The sequence below is a fragment of the Sphingopyxis sp. JAI128 genome (assembly GCF_014207235.1).
GTDB lineage: Bacteria > Pseudomonadota > Alphaproteobacteria > Sphingomonadales > Sphingomonadaceae > Sphingopyxis.
In genome coordinates this window covers 1-14702 of record NZ_JACHDA010000006.1, presented here as the reverse complement: position 1 = coordinate 14702, position 14702 = coordinate 1, and the positions used below count along the sequence as shown (strand labels likewise).

Sequence of the window (14702 nt, the reverse complement as noted above, 5' to 3'; positions counted from 1 at the left end):
TTTGTCCGCTAGGTGACCGATGGCGGGACTGATGTCAATAAGCATTGGGCAAAATCGTCCGACGATATTGACTAATGAACTCGCTTTCCCCTATGGTGTGCCGATAACGGAATTTGGGGAAGGATGACGAACATGGGCATGAAGGCCAACCCGCGGATATTGGTGATCAACGACGACGGCATCGACGCGCCGGGGATCGTGCTGCTCGAAGAGATCGCGCGCCAGTTCAGCGACGATGTCTGGCTCGTCGCCCCCGACGAGGAACGCTCGGGCGCGGGCCATTCGATGTCGATCAGTCATCCGGTCCGCGTGGTCCAGCGCGACGAGCGGCATTGGGCGGTGCGCGGCACCCCGACCGACTGCGCGCTGCTTGGCATCTATGAATTCATGACCGACAAAAAGCCCGATCTGATCCTCTCGGGGATCAATCGCGGCCCGAACCTCGCAGAGGACATCACCTATTCGGGTACCGCATCGGCGGCGATGGAGGGCGCGGTGCTGGGCGTTCCAGCAATCGCGCTGAGCCAGATCATCCGCTACCACAGCGAGATCCATTGGGACACCGCGCGCCACTATGCGCCGATCGTGATCAAGCAGCTGCTCGAACTTGAGTGGACACCCGGTCTGTTCGTCAACGTCAATTTCCCCGACTGCCCGGTCGGCGACGTGACCGGCATCCGCGCGACGACGCAGGGGCAACGCCCCTCGGGCTGCTTCCGCCCAGTGCGCCGCGTCGACGAGCGGCACGTTCCCTATTACTGGGTCAAGATCGGCTTTCCCGACGGCGGCGACGACGACGGCAATGACCTGCACGCCGTGCTCGACAACAAGGTGTCGGTGACCCCGCTGCAGATCGAGATGACCGCGCATGAGGTCGTGCCGAAGATTGCAGCGCTGTTTGCGGACGCGGATGCTGCGGCCGGATAGAGTACCCGTCGCCGCGTGAAGGTAGGGGCCGCTGTCGGTCTACCCCGCCTAGTTGCGCAAGGCCGATCGCGGTCCCCGCCTTCGCGGGGGCGACGATCAGCTATAGCCGCGCCAATATCGTCACTGCCGACATGCCATCCTCTACGCCGTAAAAGCCGCCGCTGTTCTCCGCGATCGCGATGCGCGCGCCTTCGACCTGGCGGCCATCGGCGCCGCCGCGCAATTGCGTCACCAGTTCGTGAATCTGCCCCAGCCCGGTCGCGCCCAGGGGATGGCCTTTTGATACCAGCCCGCCCGATGTGTTGACCGGGATTCGCCCGCCAAGTGCCGTTTCGCCGCGCTCGGCCGCCGCGCCCGCTTCGCCGGGCGGACAGAGCCGCAGCGCTTCGGTCTGGATGATCTCGCCGATCGAGCTTGCGTCGTGGACCTCGGCGACATCGATGTCGGCGGGACCGATGCCCGCGCGCTCATAAGCGCGGTCGCCGACGATCCGGGTAACATGGTGCGCATAATCGTGGGGCGCGCGGTTGCTGCCCGTCTGTTGCTCGGCGGCAAGGATGCGGACGGCACGACCCGTAAAACGCGAGGCGATGTCGGCCGTGCAGATGATCGCCGCAGCGGCACCGTCGCTGATAGGTGCGCACATCGGATTGGTCAGCGGCCAGGCGACCTGCGGCGCGGCGAGCACTTCGTCGATGCTGATCGCATCGCGATATTGCGACAGCGGATTGAACTGCGACGCGGAATGATCTTTTGCGGCGACGGCGGCGATCTGGCGCTGCGTCGTACCATAAGTCGCCATGTGAAGCCGCGCCTGCGCCGCATAGGCTTCCATCAGCACATTGGGGCTTTCGCGTTCCAGCCCCGGCGGGACGGGCGCGAGCAGGTCGGCGGTGCGCGCGAGATAGGCACGCGCCTCGACCAGGTCGCGCGGCTGCTGGAACACAGCGAATTTCTTGGCGCGGTCATCGGAATAGAGTTTCTCGACCCCGACGATCAGCGCGATATCGCACAATCCGGCGCGGACGTGATCGACCGCGAGGTGGAAACCGACGGTCGAACTCGCGCACGCCGCCTCGACACGGAAACCGCGCACCCCCGAAATGCCGAGCGGACGCAGCGCATATTCGCCCGGGATCGACATTTCGCCCGCAAAAAAGCCCTGGATGACATTGGCATAGACCGCCATCTGAATCTGATCGGGGGGCACGCCGGAATCGGCGAGCGCCAGCCGTACCGCCGCCTGCGTCAGTTGCTCGTGACTCTTGTCGAGATGGCGCCCGAATGGCGTCATGCCGACGCCGAGGATGACCGCATCACGCATCAGATCGCCCTGCCCGCCGCAGTCCAGCGTTCGCGGCGCAGCTCGGCGCGTAGGACTTTGCCGGCATTGCTGCGCGGCAGCGATTCGACAACTTCAATCACTTTTGGCGTCTTGACGGGCCCAAGCACTTCGCGTGCCGCCGCCATCAGCGCGTCGGTGTCAATCGTCGCCCCGACGCGCGGTTCGACCACCGCGACGACCGCCTCGCCCCATTTGTCGTCTGGCACGCCGATCACCGCGCAGTCCTGGACTTGTGGGTGCGCTAGGAACGCCTGTTCAACCTCGGCGGGGTAGATGTTGAAGCCGCCTGAGATGATCATGTCCTTCTTGCGATCGACGACATAGAACCAGCCGTCTTCATCGCGCACCCCGATGTCGCCAGTATGGTGCCAACCGAACGCCGAGACCTCGGCGGTGGCTTCGGGGTTCTTGTAATAGCCCGCCATCACCAGCGGCCCGCGCACGACAATCTCGCCGCGTGTCCCCGGGGGCAATATATGACCTTCCTCGTCCATGATCTCGACGATCGAAAGCAGGTTCGCGCGCCCACAGCTGCCGGGATGCGCAAGTTCGCCCGCGGCATTCAGATGCTCGTGCGGCGGCATCGCAGTGACGCACATCGGCGCCTCGGTCTGGCCGAAGCTGGCGTTCATCACCGGGCCGAGCACCGCAATCGCCTCCTTCAGTCGGTCGAGCGACATCGGCGCCCCCGCGTAACTGATATATTCGAGGCTCGAGAGATCGGCCGTCCGCACGCTCGGTTCGGCGAGCAGCATGTAGATCGCGGTCGGCGGAAGGAACATGTAAGTCACCCGGTGGCGTTCGATCGCCTCGACAACTGCGGGCGGGTCGAATTTTGGCAGGATCACGACCGTCCCGCCGAGCGCCATGCTGGCGAGCGCCAGCGGTCCCGCCGCGTGCGTCATCGGCGCCGCGACCAGGTTCACCGGCGGCACCTTCATCGGCATCGACGCGACGAGGCTCGACACCAGCGCCTGCCAGTTGCGGTTCGACAGCATCACTCCCTTGGACCGCCCCGTCGTCCCGCCGGTGTTCCCGAGGAAGGCGAGTTCGTCCTCATGGCCCGAACGCCGCTGCGGCGCCGGTTCAGTCGAGCCGTCGATCATATCCTCCAGGAACAGATCGGCCTCGGCGAACGGGCGGTCAAGCGCGACATAGCGGCGGATGTTCGGGCATTCAGCGCGAAAGGTTGCGATACGGTCGGCGATTTCCGAGTGAACGAACAGCGTGTCGACATCGAGCAGATCGAGCAGATAGGCGTTCTCGCCGACCGCGGCGCGGTTGTTCGCCATCACCCACACGCCGTCGGCGCGCAAGATGCCGAGGATCGCCTCGAACGCTTCCATTGCATTGCCGCTGAGCACCGCGCCGTGCGCCCCGGGAGCAAAGCCGTCGGCGATCAAGGCGCGCGCGATCGCATGGCTGCGCGCCGAAACCTCGTCATAGGTCCGCGATCGATCGCCCGCGATCATGCACGGCTGATCGTGCGCCATCCGGGCGCCACGATCGAAATAGTCGATCATCCGCATCGGCGGCTATCTCCGCATGACGAGGTCGAGTTCGGCTGACTTGATTTGCACGAACGGGGTGTTCGCGACCTTCATCAACCGCCGCACCTGCTCCATTTCGGGGGACGAAATCGTCGGATAGTCGCGCTTCAGCGGGCCGGCCGCGCGCATCTTGTCGATATCGGTCGCGGGGACCAGCGCGCGCAGGATGAGCTCATCCTCGTCATCAGTGCCGTGCTGGCGCTTTAGATCCTCGAGCGTCGGCTCCGGCGGCGGATTGCCAAAAATTTCCTTCGCACGCGGCGCCGCGGCGATGCGGTCCATCACTTCGGGGTCGATCGGCGCCGGCGGTTCGCCGTAATAGCCCGCGGCATATTGGATCACCTCGTCGGGAATCGCGCCATAACGCTTGCCGGTAACGATATTGAGAACCGCGAGTGTGCCGACGAGCTGCGCGAACGGCGTCGCCATCCCGGGGTAACCGAGCTCGCGTCGCACCGCGGCGACCTCGTCGAGCACCACCGGCAGCATATCGAGCATATTCTGCTGGATCAGCTGGTTGCGCAGCGTGCCCATCATGCCGCCCGGGATCTGCGTGGTCAGCGAGGTGACATCATATTCATAATGCTGGTCGTGCAGATAACCCGCGGTCTTGGCGACCTTGCGGAAATGCTCGGACACCGGATGCAGTTTCGACATGTCGATGTCGTGCGTGTGGCCCAGCGTTTCCATATTCTTGGCCATGATGTCGATCGACGGGATCGACGGACCGTTCGCCATCGAGCGCGCCGCGGTATGGAGAACGGTGACCCCGAATTCGACCGCATCGCAATAGGCCTTCGCCGACTGGCCGAGCATGTTGTTCGAATGCATCTCGACCGGCTTGCCGCGCGCATTGGCAACGATCGCGGGAACCAGCGTCTTGATCCGGTCGCGGTCGAGTACGCCGCCAGTGTCATAGAGCAGCAGGCTGTCGACTTCGGGTATGGCGGACAGCTTGTCGGCCTTGTCCGCCCAAAAAGCATCGTCGTGGACGGGCGACAGCGTGAACAGCATCGTCGCCGCGACCTTGCAGTCATATTTCTTCGACAGCTTGGCGAGCCGCGTCATCTTGTCGATGTTGAACAATACGTCGTAGATCCACCAGCTGCGCACGCCATGGATGCAAAGCCGTTCCATCCACAAGTCCATCAGCACCTGCGGGGTAAAGCCGAAGGTCACCGACCCGTTCGAGCGGATTCCGCCGCGCACGGGGGTGTTCTTGATCTGGCTCATCATCAGGTCGAACCCCGCCCAGGGATCCTCCTGGCAGTGCCGCACCAGCACCTCGAACAGCGAGGATCCCGCCAGGCTGATCGTCGAATAGCCGGTCTGGTCGATCGTCGGCAGCACCGGATAGGCCTGCCCTGCCTGCATCCGCATGCCCCACAGGCTCTGCTGGCCGTCGCGGCAGGTCTCGTCAAGGAATTTGATATGGGCCATAGTCTGCCTATTCTGCTGCAATCGCCGGTTCGGCGAGCATCACTTGTTCGAGCCAGCGCGTGTGGAAACGGTTGGCAATGAAATCGGGGTGGCGGACGATCTGCCGGTGCAGGTCGATCGTCGTCGGCACGCCTTCGACCGTGAAATCGTCGAGCGCGCCGGTCAGCCGCGCGACCGCCTGCGCGCGGTCGGCGCCATGGACAATCAGCTTGCCGACCATCGAATCGTAAAAGGGCGGGATAACCGCGCCGCTACCCATATGGCTGTCGAGCCTGATCCCTGCGCCTTCGGGCGGCGCCCAGCGGGTGATTGTGCCGGGAACGGGGGTGAAACCGCGAGCACTGTCCTCGGCATTGATCCGGCATTCGATCGCATGGCCCGACAGCACGACATCGTCCTGCGCCATCGACAGTCTCTGCCCGCCCGCAACGCGGAGCTGCTGCTGGACCAGATCGACGCCGCTCACCATTTCGCTCACCGGATGCTCGACCTGGATGCGCGCATTAACCTCGATGAAATAGACTTCCTGACGCAGCACGTCGTAGAGAAATTCAACCGTGCCGGCGTTGCGGTAATCGACGCTCGCGGCCAGATCGACTGCTGCCTTGTGCAGTTCGGCGCGCAACGTGTCAGGCATCGCGACGCTCGGCGCTTCCTCGATCAGCTTTTGGTAGCGGCGTTGCACGGAACAGTCGCGTTCGCCGAAATGCACGACCTTGCCCTGTCCGTCGCCGATCAGTTGCACCTCGACATGCCGCGCCTCGGGAACGAAGCGTTCCATAAACAAGGTGCCGTCGTTGAACGCCGCCAACGCCTCGGCGCTGGCACGGCCATAGCCCGCCTCGACCTCTTCGCCGTTGTTGGCGATCACCATGCCGCGCCCGCCGCCGCCTGCCGCGGCTTTGAGCAAGACCGGATAGCCGATCTCATCGGCAATCCGCCGCGCATCGGCGGCGCTGGCAATCTCACCGCTGCCCGGCACCAGCGGCACCCCCGCCGCGGCCGCCATTTCACGCGCGCGCAATTTGTCGCCGAGCGCGTCGATGATGCCAGGCTGGGGCCCGACAAAGATAATGCCATGATCCTCGCACAGCTGCGCGAACATCGCGCGTTCGGACAGGAAGCCGTAGCCGGGGTGCAGCGCGTCGCATCCGGTGGCCTTCGCCGCCTGGACCACAAGCCTCGCATCGAGGTAGCTTTTTGCCGCCGGTCCGGGGCCGATCACGACAACGCGGTCGACCAGCCGCGCCGCAGCGCTGTCCTTGTCGGCTTCGGACACCCCGAGCACGGTTTCGATATTCAGCGCCTGCGCGGCGCGCGCGACGCGGAGGGCGATTTCGCCGCGATTGGCGATGAACAGGCGGCCAATCGCCATCGTCAGTCCGCCACGATCACGAACAAGGGCTGATCGGCCTCGACCAACGACCCGTCGCTGGCGAGGATCGCGTGGACAACGCCATGCCCCTCGGCGCGCACGGTGGTGAACAGCTTCATCACCTCGACCAGGCAGAGTTCTGATTCTGCTGTCACCTTGTCGCCGACCTCGACATAGGGTGCCGACCCCGGTTTGGGGGCCCGATAGAAGGTGCCGAGATAGGGCGCGCGGATGACCAGCGCGCCGTCGGGCCAGTCCGAGGCCGCGGGCGCAGCAACTGCCGCCGTCGATGCGGCCGCGGGCGCCGCAGCGGCGCTCGCCGCCATCGGCGCGGGCGCGGCAGCACCGGTGCTCAGGCCGACGCTGTTGCCGTCGTTCGACAGATAGATTTCGAGGCCGTCGCGCACGACGTGCAGTTCGCGCAGCCCTGAGGCTTCGAATTCGGCGATCAGTTGCTCCAGCTCCGCCGAGCGGTTGCCCGCGTTCATTGTGCTGCCCCCCGCAGCGCTTCGATCGCTGCGCGATCAAGCCCGGCGCCCTTGCCCGTCAGCCGAGAATTCTGCTGCTCGTCCAGGTACATTTCCTGCACCGCAGGATCATCGGGGTGATATTTGACCGTCGTATCGCAAAGGAAACGATATTCCGGCTGCATCTGGGTCGGCCGCATCGCCGCCGCCCGCGCATTAAATTCGGCGAGGGTCAGTACGCCGGCGGTCGTGGTGTAGCGATCGGCCTTGGCATCGAAATGGATGACACCCAGTCCGATCGGCGCCAGTTTCGGAGCCGTGCCTTCGTCGCCGAGCACGCTGTAGGGGATCTGCGAGATGTAGCGCACCGGATTATTGTTGTGCTGCATCATCGCATAGTCGCTGATCCGCTGGCTCGGCAGGTCGACCAACCCGACCATCTCGCCCAGAAAATCGCGGCCGAATTCGTCGTTGAGCAGCGGCCGGAAACGATCGGCGCGCGGGTCGATCGTCATCCAGTCATTCACGTCGTAAACCCCCGCGATGTGCGCAAAATCCTTGGCCATCGAAAAATAGACCAGCGCGCCCGCGTCCATCATTTGATCGCGCGTCCAGCCCGCGACGCTTTTCCACAGCGCCACCGTCGCGGCGCGGACCTTTTCGGTCAGATCCTCGAAGGTATCGGCCAGCTCTTCGGCGGAGGCCATGCCGACCGGCACAAAGCCTTCGGACAAGGCATCCGACGTGTAAAGACCGACTCCAGTCAGCTTCTCGGCGGTGAATTCGGGCCGTGATTCAAAGCTGCCCCAATCGTCCATCAGATAGAAATGGCACCCGGTCGCCTCCATCGTGACGGTCAGATTATTATAGGGGATGTCGCCGGCAATCCCGTCGAGCCACGGATAGTCGCCCTCCGCCAGGTCGCTGAACTCGCGGACGATCAGCTCGCGGTCGTCGCCAAGTTTGTATGGCCCATTGTTGTTGAGCGAAACCCGGCTTTCGCACGACACGAGGAAGCCATATTGTGACACGGTGGCGAGAAATGCCTGCGCCGCCTTGTGCAGCCGATCGCCCGGCGCGCAATTATGAAGGTCGGCATGAAACCGCTGCACGCGGCGTTCGGGAAGCAGTTGCACCCGCTGACCGAATTCGCGGGCATTAAGGTGGCCGTCCTCGCGCTGCTGCGCCAGCTTGAAGCGGCGCCAGAAGTCGAGGACATAGGCAACGTCTTCGGCGCCGTCGGTGGGGTCGAGCATCCCGAAGTTGATCAGCATTTCGCGGCCGAGTAGATAGAAGGTCGGCAGGCCCCAGCCAGGCAAATTACCAAATTTGCCGCCCATCGCCCGCGCGCGGTCGCCAATCTCCTCCGCCGACATCTTGGCTTCGACTTTGCGCAGCAGCTCGGGATAGCGATAATAGCAGCAAAGGTACGACAGCAGCATGTACGAAGGCACGGGGAACAGTTTGGATTCCTGCACCGTTCGCGTCACGCAGAGCCAATAGGTATCGTCGCCCAGCGTCTGGATCGCATTATTGGCTTCCAGCAAGCGCGCATAGCTCAACATCACTCACCCCTTGTTCCCCCTGTCGGCCGGGGGCTCGTTCGATAGCCCCCGGTTAGCACCGACGAAATGAAAGTGAAAGAGTGTTTAGGCGAAATCGTCGAACGAAATTGACAAGTCAAACGGCGATAAGTGCCCGCTCGCGCCAAGCTTGGCACGGAAATTATGGCTGAAAATGCAGGATTCCGGCGCAAAGACCCCGTCAGACTATTTCGTTTCGTGGCGGGAATCCGTCACACGCCGACGCAGTCGTTCATCGCTTGGCGCGCGAGTGCTGCGAGTCGAGGAAAGGCTTGAGCCCGTTGGCGCGCGTGCTCGCTGTTCGCCGTGCCGCGTATCACGCGCCCCTTGATGCCATGAAAAATGGCAGCGAGCCGGAATAAATTGAAGGCAATGTAAAAATCCCAGTCGGGTAGGCCCGAGCGCCCGGTCCGGCGGCAATATGCCTCGACATAACCAGCCTCGGTCGGGAGCCCGAGCGGGGCCGGATCGGCGCCGCCGAGCCCCGCGACGATGTCGGGGGGCATTCGGTACAACAGTGCGTGATAGGCAAAGTCCGAAAGCGGATTGCCCAGTGTCGACAACTCCCAGTCGAGAACCGCGACGACGCGCGGCTCGGTCGGGTGAAAGATCATGTTGTCGCAGCGAAAATCGCCGTGAACGATGCAGCTCTCATCGCCCCCCGGAATATGCGCGGGCAGCCAGGCGACAAGTGCATCCATGTCGGCATCACGCCCCGCCGCGTCATCCGCGAGATATTGCCGCGACCAGCGTGCGATCTGGCGTTCGAAGAAATTTCCCGAACGCCCGTAGTCGCCCAGTCCCACGCTCTCGGGATCGACGCTGTGCAGCGCGGCGATCGTGGCATTCATCGCATCGAAATAGGCCGAGCGCTGATTGATTGGCACCTCGGAGAATGCCGCGTCCCAGAATATCCGCCCCTCGACGAGGCTCATGATATAGAAGGCGCTACCAACGACGGCATCATCATCGCAAATGCCGAGCACCGCAGGCACCGGCACCGGGGTTGCAGCCAGCGCCGAGATCACGCGCGCCTCGCGCAGCACGTCATGCGCACCCTTGACCAGTGGCCCGGGCGGCTTTCGCCGCATCACGTAGCGCGCGCCAGGCGTCGTCAGCCGATAGGTCGGATTGGATTGACCGCCGTTGAACTGCTCGGCCGTCAGCGGTCCCGCGTACCCCTCGACGTTTCCAGTAAGCCATGCGTCGAGCGCGCTGACGTCGAGCGCGACACGCACTGCGCCCGCGCCGACATTTACCGACGGATCAGTGACCATTTGCGGCCTTCCAGTCGCGCTTGATCTTCTTGGCGAGGCTCCATTTGTGGACCTCGGTAGGGCCGTCGTATATCCGGAACGCGCGAATTTCGCGGAACACCTGCTCGACGATGGTTTTGTCGGTTACGCCCAGGCCACCCATCACCTGGACGCAGCGGTCGGCAATGCGCATCAGCGCCTCCGACACAGCCACCTTGGTCATCGAGCTCTCGGCGGTACCAAGGTCGCCGGCATCGAGCACTTCGGCGCACCAGCGGATCATCAGCTCGGATTGTTTCAAGTCGATCAGGTTTTCGGCCAGCATGAAGCCAACGCCCTCATGGTCGATCAACGGCTTGCCGAAGGCATGGCGGCGGTTGGCATAATCGGTCGCAATCTCATTGGCGCGCTCGCAAGCGCCATGCCAGCGCATGCAATGCGACAGGCGCGCGGGGCTGAGGCGGATCTGCGCATAGCGGAACCCCTCGCCCGCCTGTCCGAGCATCTGGTCGGCGGGTACGCGCAGATTGTCGATGAGGACCGTGGCGTGACCGCCGGGCATCGAACTATCGATCGTGTTTGGCACATGCTCGATGCGGATCGCCGGATCAGGGAGATCGACCAGGAACATGCACGCGCCTTCTTCCGCCTTGGCCATCACAATGCCGACTTTTGCTCCCTCGGCCCCGGTGATGAAACATTTGCGGCCGTTGATGACCCAATGATTGCCATGGAGATGGCACGTCGTCTGCATCATCGACGGATCGGACCCGGCGCCTCCCTCTTCCGCTGGTTCGGTCATAAAGAATGCCGAACGCGCGCGTCCCTCGATCAACGGCTTCAGGAAGCGCTCCTTGATATCAGGGCTGCCGACATGGCCAAGCAGATACATATTGCCCTCGTCGGGTGCTCCGGTGTTGCACGCCAGCGGACCGAGCGGCGACAGGCCGGTCTTCTGCAACACGAAAGCTGTCTCGACTTGCGTGAGATGACTGCCGTCGACCAGAATATGCGGCGTGAGCACGCCTGCCGCTCGTGCCTGTTCCTTGAGCTCGTCGATCAGCTCGTCGGACGGGCAATCATGATGGTCGCGGCGCGGATCACCTTCATAAGGCGCGACGATGTCGCGGACGAAGGCTTCGACGCGTTCACCAATCGCGCGGGCGCGGTCCGAGATGCTCATCGCGGCGCCATCCGGATCGCGCCATCGAGACGGATCGTCTCGCCGTTAAGCATCGGGTTCTCAATAATGGTGCGCACCATTTGAGCATATTCCTCCGGTTTGCCGAGACGGCTGGGATGCGGAACCTGCGTGCCGAGACTGTCCTGCGCCGCCTGCGGCAGGCCCATCAGCATCGGCGTCAGGAAAATGCCCGGCGCTATGGTCACCACGCGAATGCGATGCTGCGCCAGATCGCGCGCGACCGGCAACGTCATGCCGACAACGCCGCTTTTCGACGCCGCATAGGCCGCCTGCCCAATCTGCCCGTCGAACGCCGCGACCGACGCGGTATTGACGATGACGCCGCGCTCCTCGCCCAACGGATCGGCAGCGGCGAGGCGCGCCGCGAATTGCGAAATGACATTGAAGCTACCAATCAGGTTGATCTCGACCGTGCGGCGAAAAGCATCGAGCGGGTGCGCGACATTCTCCTTGCCGACCGTTTTGATCGCAGGAGCGACGCCCGCGCAATTGACAAGAATTCGTGCGGTACCGTGCGCGGCCTCGGCGGCAGCGATTCCACTTGCCACACTCGCCTCGTCGGCAACATTCACGTGCGCGAATAACCCGCCGATGGCCTGTGCGTGGGCAGCGCCCGCTTCGTCGTTGACGTCGAAAACGGCGACCTTCGCACCAAGTTCTGCGAGCATCGCGGCTGTCGCGCCGCCGAGCCCCGAGGCGCCCCCGGTTACGATTGCAGCCAAACCTTCAATCTTCATGTCCGTCTCCCTAAATTACTGACTGCGCCAGCGCGCGATAATCTCATGTCCGTCCGCCTTCGTCGGGCGAATGGCACCGGGCGTGCGCGAAAAACGCGGCGCGGGCGCCGCCTGGATGAGGCCGTCGGCTTCGACATAGGTTTGGCGCGCAGCGAGATGTGGGTGGTCAGGCGCTGCGGCGAGTTCGAGCACCGGCGCGAAACACGCGTCGCTTCCCTCAAGGATCGCGCACCATTCCGCGAGCGTCCGCGTCGCAAACAAATCGGCGAGACGATCCGACCGCACTTCCCAACCGGCGACGTCATTTTGCTGCTCCAGCAGGTCAGTCGGCGCGCCGCTCAATTCGATGAGTTGACGGTAAAATTGCGGCTCGAGCGCGCCGACCGCGATCTCGTCGCCATCGGCGCAGCGATAGCAACGATAGAAAGGCGCCGCGCCTGCGAGCAGGTTTCGCTCGCGATCCATCGAGATGCGGCCTTCGGGTAGCAACCCTGCGAACATCGTCATCAGCGACGTCACCCCGTCGATGATCGCGGCATCAATCACTTGCCCACGTCCCGACGCCTGACGCTCCCAAAGCGCGGCCATGATCCCGAAAGCCAAGAACATCGATCCGCCGCCAAAATCGCCCACAAGATTGAGCGGCGGCATGGCAGGTTCTCCAGCAGCGCCCATCGCGGCGAGCGCACCGGTCACGGCTATGTAATTGATATCGTGGCCAGCGGCTTGCGCCAGGGGTCCCGATTGGCCCCAGCCGGTCATCCGGCCGTAGATGAGCCTTGGATTGCGTTCGCACAGGACGTCCGGTCCAAGGCCGAGCCGTTCCATGACGCCGGGCCGAAATCCTTCGATCAGCACGTCTGCCCTATCGGCGGCATCGTAGCAAAAGGCTCGACCCTCGTCCGACCGGATGTCGATCGTAACCGTCGATCGACCGCGATCGACGACCGGATTAGGCCAACCATTGCCGCCCGCGCGATCAATCCGCACGACTTCGGCGCCGAGATCGGCGAGCAGCATGGCGCAGTGCGGTCCGGGTCCGATCCCCGCGAATTCGAGCACTCGCAAACCCGCGAGTGGGCCGCTCATCGCCCTGACGCTCTAAAATCGGGCGCACGCTTCGCAAAAAAAGCTGCAATGCCTTCGCTGCCTTCGGGACCTGCCCCTGCTTCCGCGATCGACCGGGTTTCCTCTTCAAGTTGCGTCTCGAACCCGGATTCATAACTTCGCTGCAGCAATCGTCGGGTGGCGGCCAGTGCTCCGACCGCCGAGGCCATGAGTGACGTCGCGGCATCTGCACCGGCCTGCGCAAGCGCATCGTCGTCTACCGTCCGGGTCACCAAACCAATCGCCTCGGCTTCGTCTGCCCTAACCCTTCGATTGGTCAGGATGATGTCTTGCGCTTTGCGCAGTCCGACCAAGCGCGGCAGCTGCCAGCTCATGCCGCCGTCCGGGGTCAAGCCGATAGCGCCATAGGCCGCGGTGAAATGAGCCGATCGCGCGCAAAGCACGACATCCCCAGCCATCGCCAAACTCATTCCCGCTCCCGCGGCCGGGCCGTTGACCAGCACAAGCAAAGGGCATGGCATGCGGGCAAGACGCGTCACGGCCATGGGCAGCGTCCCGGCCAGTTCGCTCAGAAGCGCGCTCGCCCGATCGCCTGCCTCGGCAAAACTGCCTACGTCACCGCCCGCACAAAAAAGCCGACCCGCGCCTGTAAGCACGACGCAGCGGATTGTGCGGTCGGTTTCACAGCGGATCGCGCATTCGACCAGCGCCCGCGCCATTTCAAGATTGATGGCATTGCCGACAGCGGGCCGATTGAGCGTGATCGTAGCGAGATCATCGCGCACGTCAAAGATCACCGGGGTAGTGTTCATCCAGAAACCTTTCAAAAAGCCGGATCGCCAAATGGCCATGTCGCCCGGACCAACCACTGCCGCGAATCGTTGAAACCTATACGTATATAACTTACTCACAAGTATATTGATTGCATACACGTTTCGTGTCAACGATGCGGGGCTATGTTTGGTCAACAAATTCCATGAATCGCGGCCTGTCCGATCCTTCGCCATTTCCTAGCCGCGCGGAGAAGCTTTCCGAGCGAGAGCGGAAACGTGAAGCTGTGCTCCGCGCGGCGGTGCGCGCATTCAATGCTCGGGGTTTTCATTCGGCGTCGCTCGACGACGTCGCTGCGAGCCTGCACATCAGTAAGCCGACGATTTATCACTATTTGGGGAACAAGGAGCAGGTGCTGCTCGAGTGCGTCACGCGCGGCCTTGAAAAGCTTCAGGAAGCAGCGGACGCGGCGGAGCGGGAAAGCGGGACGGGCCTTGACAGGCTAAGGAGCTTCTTGCGCCGCTACGCTGAAATCAACATGGACGATTTTGGCCGCTGTGTGATCCGTACCGGCGAAGAGATGCTGTCTGCCGACGGCGCACGACGGTTTCGCGAACTTAAATCACGCATCGATCTGGCGATGCGCAGTTTGATTGAAGAAGCAGTCGGTGATGGTTCCATCGAAACTACGGATGTAAAGCTTTTGGCATTTACGCTTGCCGGCGCCCTCAACTGGCCAGCGCGCTGGCATCGTCCCGACGGCCCCCTTACGGCGGAGGCTATCTCGGCGACGATGGTTGATCTATTGACCGCCGGCATTGCGCCACGCCGTTAGGAAATGATGGGCTTCAAAATGCGCTGCAATTTCGACGATCACTAGGGTCAGGACTCATTGATCAGAGCCAGAAGATGACGGTCGCGGCGAGTGCCACGGCGGAGAAGAAGGCTTTCGGGCACCGATCGTAGCGTGTTGCGACGC

The 14702-nt window shown here is 63.3% G+C and carries 13 protein-coding genes and 1 pseudogene; 2 read left to right on the top strand and 12 right to left on the bottom strand.

Features of this window, described 5'->3' with window-relative positions; translation table 11 throughout:
• Window positions 1-132 precede the first annotated feature (132 nt).
• Complete coding sequence (gene surE, locus HDC35_RS14640) at window positions 133-927, top strand: 5'/3'-nucleotidase SurE (RefSeq protein WP_260397769.1); 795 nt, start codon at window positions 133-135, stop codon at window positions 925-927.
• Window positions 928-1027: 100 nt separating this feature from the next.
• Here the strand turns inward: surE and HDC35_RS14635 are convergent, their stop codons facing one another.
• The 11 genes from HDC35_RS14635 to HDC35_RS14585 all read right to left on the bottom strand — a co-directional run bounded on the left by HDC35_RS14635 (window position 1028) and on the right by HDC35_RS14585 (window position 13764).
• On the bottom strand, window positions 1028-2251 hold the full coding sequence (locus HDC35_RS14635) for a thiolase family protein (RefSeq protein ID WP_184648094.1): 1224 nt from the start codon (window positions 2249-2251) through the stop codon (window positions 1028-1030).
• On the bottom strand, window positions 2251-3801 hold the full coding sequence (locus HDC35_RS14630) for a class I adenylate-forming enzyme family protein (protein ID WP_184648092.1): 1551 nt from the start codon (window positions 3799-3801) through the stop codon (window positions 2251-2253). The genes HDC35_RS14635 and HDC35_RS14630 overlap by 1 nt, the downstream gene beginning before the upstream one ends.
• A 6-nt stretch (window positions 3802-3807) precedes the next feature.
• Window positions 3808-5262: a pyruvate carboxylase gene (locus HDC35_RS14625; protein ID WP_184648090.1), complete on the bottom strand. Its 1455-nt coding sequence runs from the start codon at window positions 5260-5262 to the stop codon at window positions 3808-3810.
• A gap of 7 nt (window positions 5263-5269) precedes the next feature.
• Window positions 5270-6637 carry an acetyl/propionyl/methylcrotonyl-CoA carboxylase subunit alpha gene (locus tag HDC35_RS14620; RefSeq protein ID WP_184648088.1) on the bottom strand — a complete coding sequence of 456 codons (1368 nt, stop codon included), beginning with the start codon at window positions 6635-6637 and terminating at the stop codon, window positions 5270-5272.
• 2 nt (window positions 6638-6639) lie between these two features.
• Window positions 6640-7125, bottom strand: coding sequence for an acetyl-CoA carboxylase biotin carboxyl carrier protein (gene accB, locus HDC35_RS14615; protein ID WP_184648086.1), 486 nt, complete (start codon window positions 7123-7125; stop codon window positions 6640-6642).
• Window positions 7122-8669 (bottom strand): hypothetical protein, encoded by a 1548-nt coding sequence (locus HDC35_RS14610; protein ID WP_184648084.1) that lies wholly within the window; start codon window positions 8667-8669, stop codon window positions 7122-7124. The genes accB and HDC35_RS14610 overlap by 4 nt, the downstream gene beginning before the upstream one ends.
• Before the next feature lie 230 nt (window positions 8670-8899).
• Window positions 8900-9964, bottom strand: a complete 1065-nt coding sequence (locus HDC35_RS14605) for a phosphotransferase family protein (RefSeq protein WP_184648082.1) — start codon at window positions 9962-9964, stop codon at window positions 8900-8902.
• Window positions 9954-11126: an acyl-CoA dehydrogenase family protein gene (locus HDC35_RS14600; protein ID WP_184648080.1), complete on the bottom strand. Its 1173-nt coding sequence runs from the start codon at window positions 11124-11126 to the stop codon at window positions 9954-9956. Before HDC35_RS14600 ends, HDC35_RS14605 begins: the two co-directional genes overlap by 11 nt.
• On the bottom strand, window positions 11123-11884 hold the full coding sequence (locus HDC35_RS14595) for an SDR family NAD(P)-dependent oxidoreductase (protein ID WP_184648078.1): 762 nt from the start codon (window positions 11882-11884) through the stop codon (window positions 11123-11125). Before HDC35_RS14595 ends, HDC35_RS14600 begins: the two co-directional genes overlap by 4 nt.
• 15 nt (window positions 11885-11899) lie before the next feature.
• Window positions 11900-12973 carry a CaiB/BaiF CoA-transferase family protein gene (locus tag HDC35_RS14590; RefSeq protein WP_184648076.1) on the bottom strand — a complete coding sequence of 358 codons (1074 nt, stop codon included), beginning with the start codon at window positions 12971-12973 and terminating at the stop codon, window positions 11900-11902.
• Window positions 12970-13764, bottom strand: coding sequence for an enoyl-CoA hydratase/isomerase family protein (locus tag HDC35_RS14585; protein ID WP_184648347.1), 795 nt, complete (start codon window positions 13762-13764; stop codon window positions 12970-12972). Before HDC35_RS14585 ends, HDC35_RS14590 begins: the two co-directional genes overlap by 4 nt.
• 164 nt (window positions 13765-13928) lie before the next feature.
• Between HDC35_RS14585 and HDC35_RS14580 the strand changes: the two genes are divergently transcribed.
• Window positions 13929-14558 carry a TetR/AcrR family transcriptional regulator gene (locus HDC35_RS14580; RefSeq protein WP_184648073.1) on the top strand — a complete coding sequence of 210 codons (630 nt, stop codon included), beginning with the start codon at window positions 13929-13931 and terminating at the stop codon, window positions 14556-14558.
• 61 nt (window positions 14559-14619) lie between these two features.
• On the opposite strand, the pseudogene HDC35_RS14575 reads toward HDC35_RS14580, so the two are convergent.
• Window positions 14620-14702, bottom strand: a pseudogene (locus HDC35_RS14575) (IS5/IS1182 family transposase); the annotation flags it as partial.

What these genes read in the sequence shown, in the direction of transcription:
- HDC35_RS14625 (WP_184648090.1), bottom strand. Translation starts at nt 5,262, where the DNA reads ATGGCCCATATCAAATTCCTTGACGAGACCTGCCGCGACGGCCAGCAG.
- HDC35_RS14620 (WP_184648088.1), bottom strand. Translation starts at nt 6,637, where the DNA reads ATGGCGATTGGCCGCCTGTTCATCGCCAATCGCGGCGAAATCGCCCTC.
- HDC35_RS14600 (WP_184648080.1), bottom strand. Translation starts at nt 11,126, where the DNA reads ATGAGCATCTCGGACCGCGCCCGCGCGATTGGTGAACGCGTCGAAGCC.
- HDC35_RS14595 (WP_184648078.1), bottom strand. Translation starts at nt 11,884, where the DNA reads ATGAAGATTGAAGGTTTGGCTGCAATCGTAACCGGGGGCGCCTCGGGG.
- HDC35_RS14635 (WP_184648094.1), bottom strand. Translation starts at nt 2,251, where the DNA reads ATGCGTGATGCGGTCATCCTCGGCGTCGGCATGACGCCATTCGGGCGC.
- HDC35_RS14630 (WP_184648092.1), bottom strand. Translation starts at nt 3,801, where the DNA reads ATGCGGATGATCGACTATTTCGATCGTGGCGCCCGGATGGCGCACGAT.
- HDC35_RS14580 (WP_184648073.1), top strand. Translation starts at nt 13,929, where the DNA reads ATGAATCGCGGCCTGTCCGATCCTTCGCCATTTCCTAGCCGCGCGGAG.
- HDC35_RS14590 (WP_184648076.1), bottom strand. Translation starts at nt 12,973, where the DNA reads ATGAGCGGCCCACTCGCGGGTTTGCGAGTGCTCGAATTCGCGGGGATC.
- HDC35_RS14610 (WP_184648084.1), bottom strand. Translation starts at nt 8,669, where the DNA reads ATGTTGAGCTATGCGCGCTTGCTGGAAGCCAATAATGCGATCCAGACG.
- HDC35_RS14605 (WP_184648082.1), bottom strand. Translation starts at nt 9,964, where the DNA reads ATGGTCACTGATCCGTCGGTAAATGTCGGCGCGGGCGCAGTGCGTGTC.
- HDC35_RS14585 (WP_184648347.1), bottom strand. Translation starts at nt 13,764, where the DNA reads ATGAACACTACCCCGGTGATCTTTGACGTGCGCGATGATCTCGCTACG.
- accB (WP_184648086.1), bottom strand. Translation starts at nt 7,125, where the DNA reads ATGAACGCGGGCAACCGCTCGGCGGAGCTGGAGCAACTGATCGCCGAA.
- surE (WP_260397769.1), top strand. Translation starts at nt 133, where the DNA reads ATGGGCATGAAGGCCAACCCGCGGATATTGGTGATCAACGACGACGGC.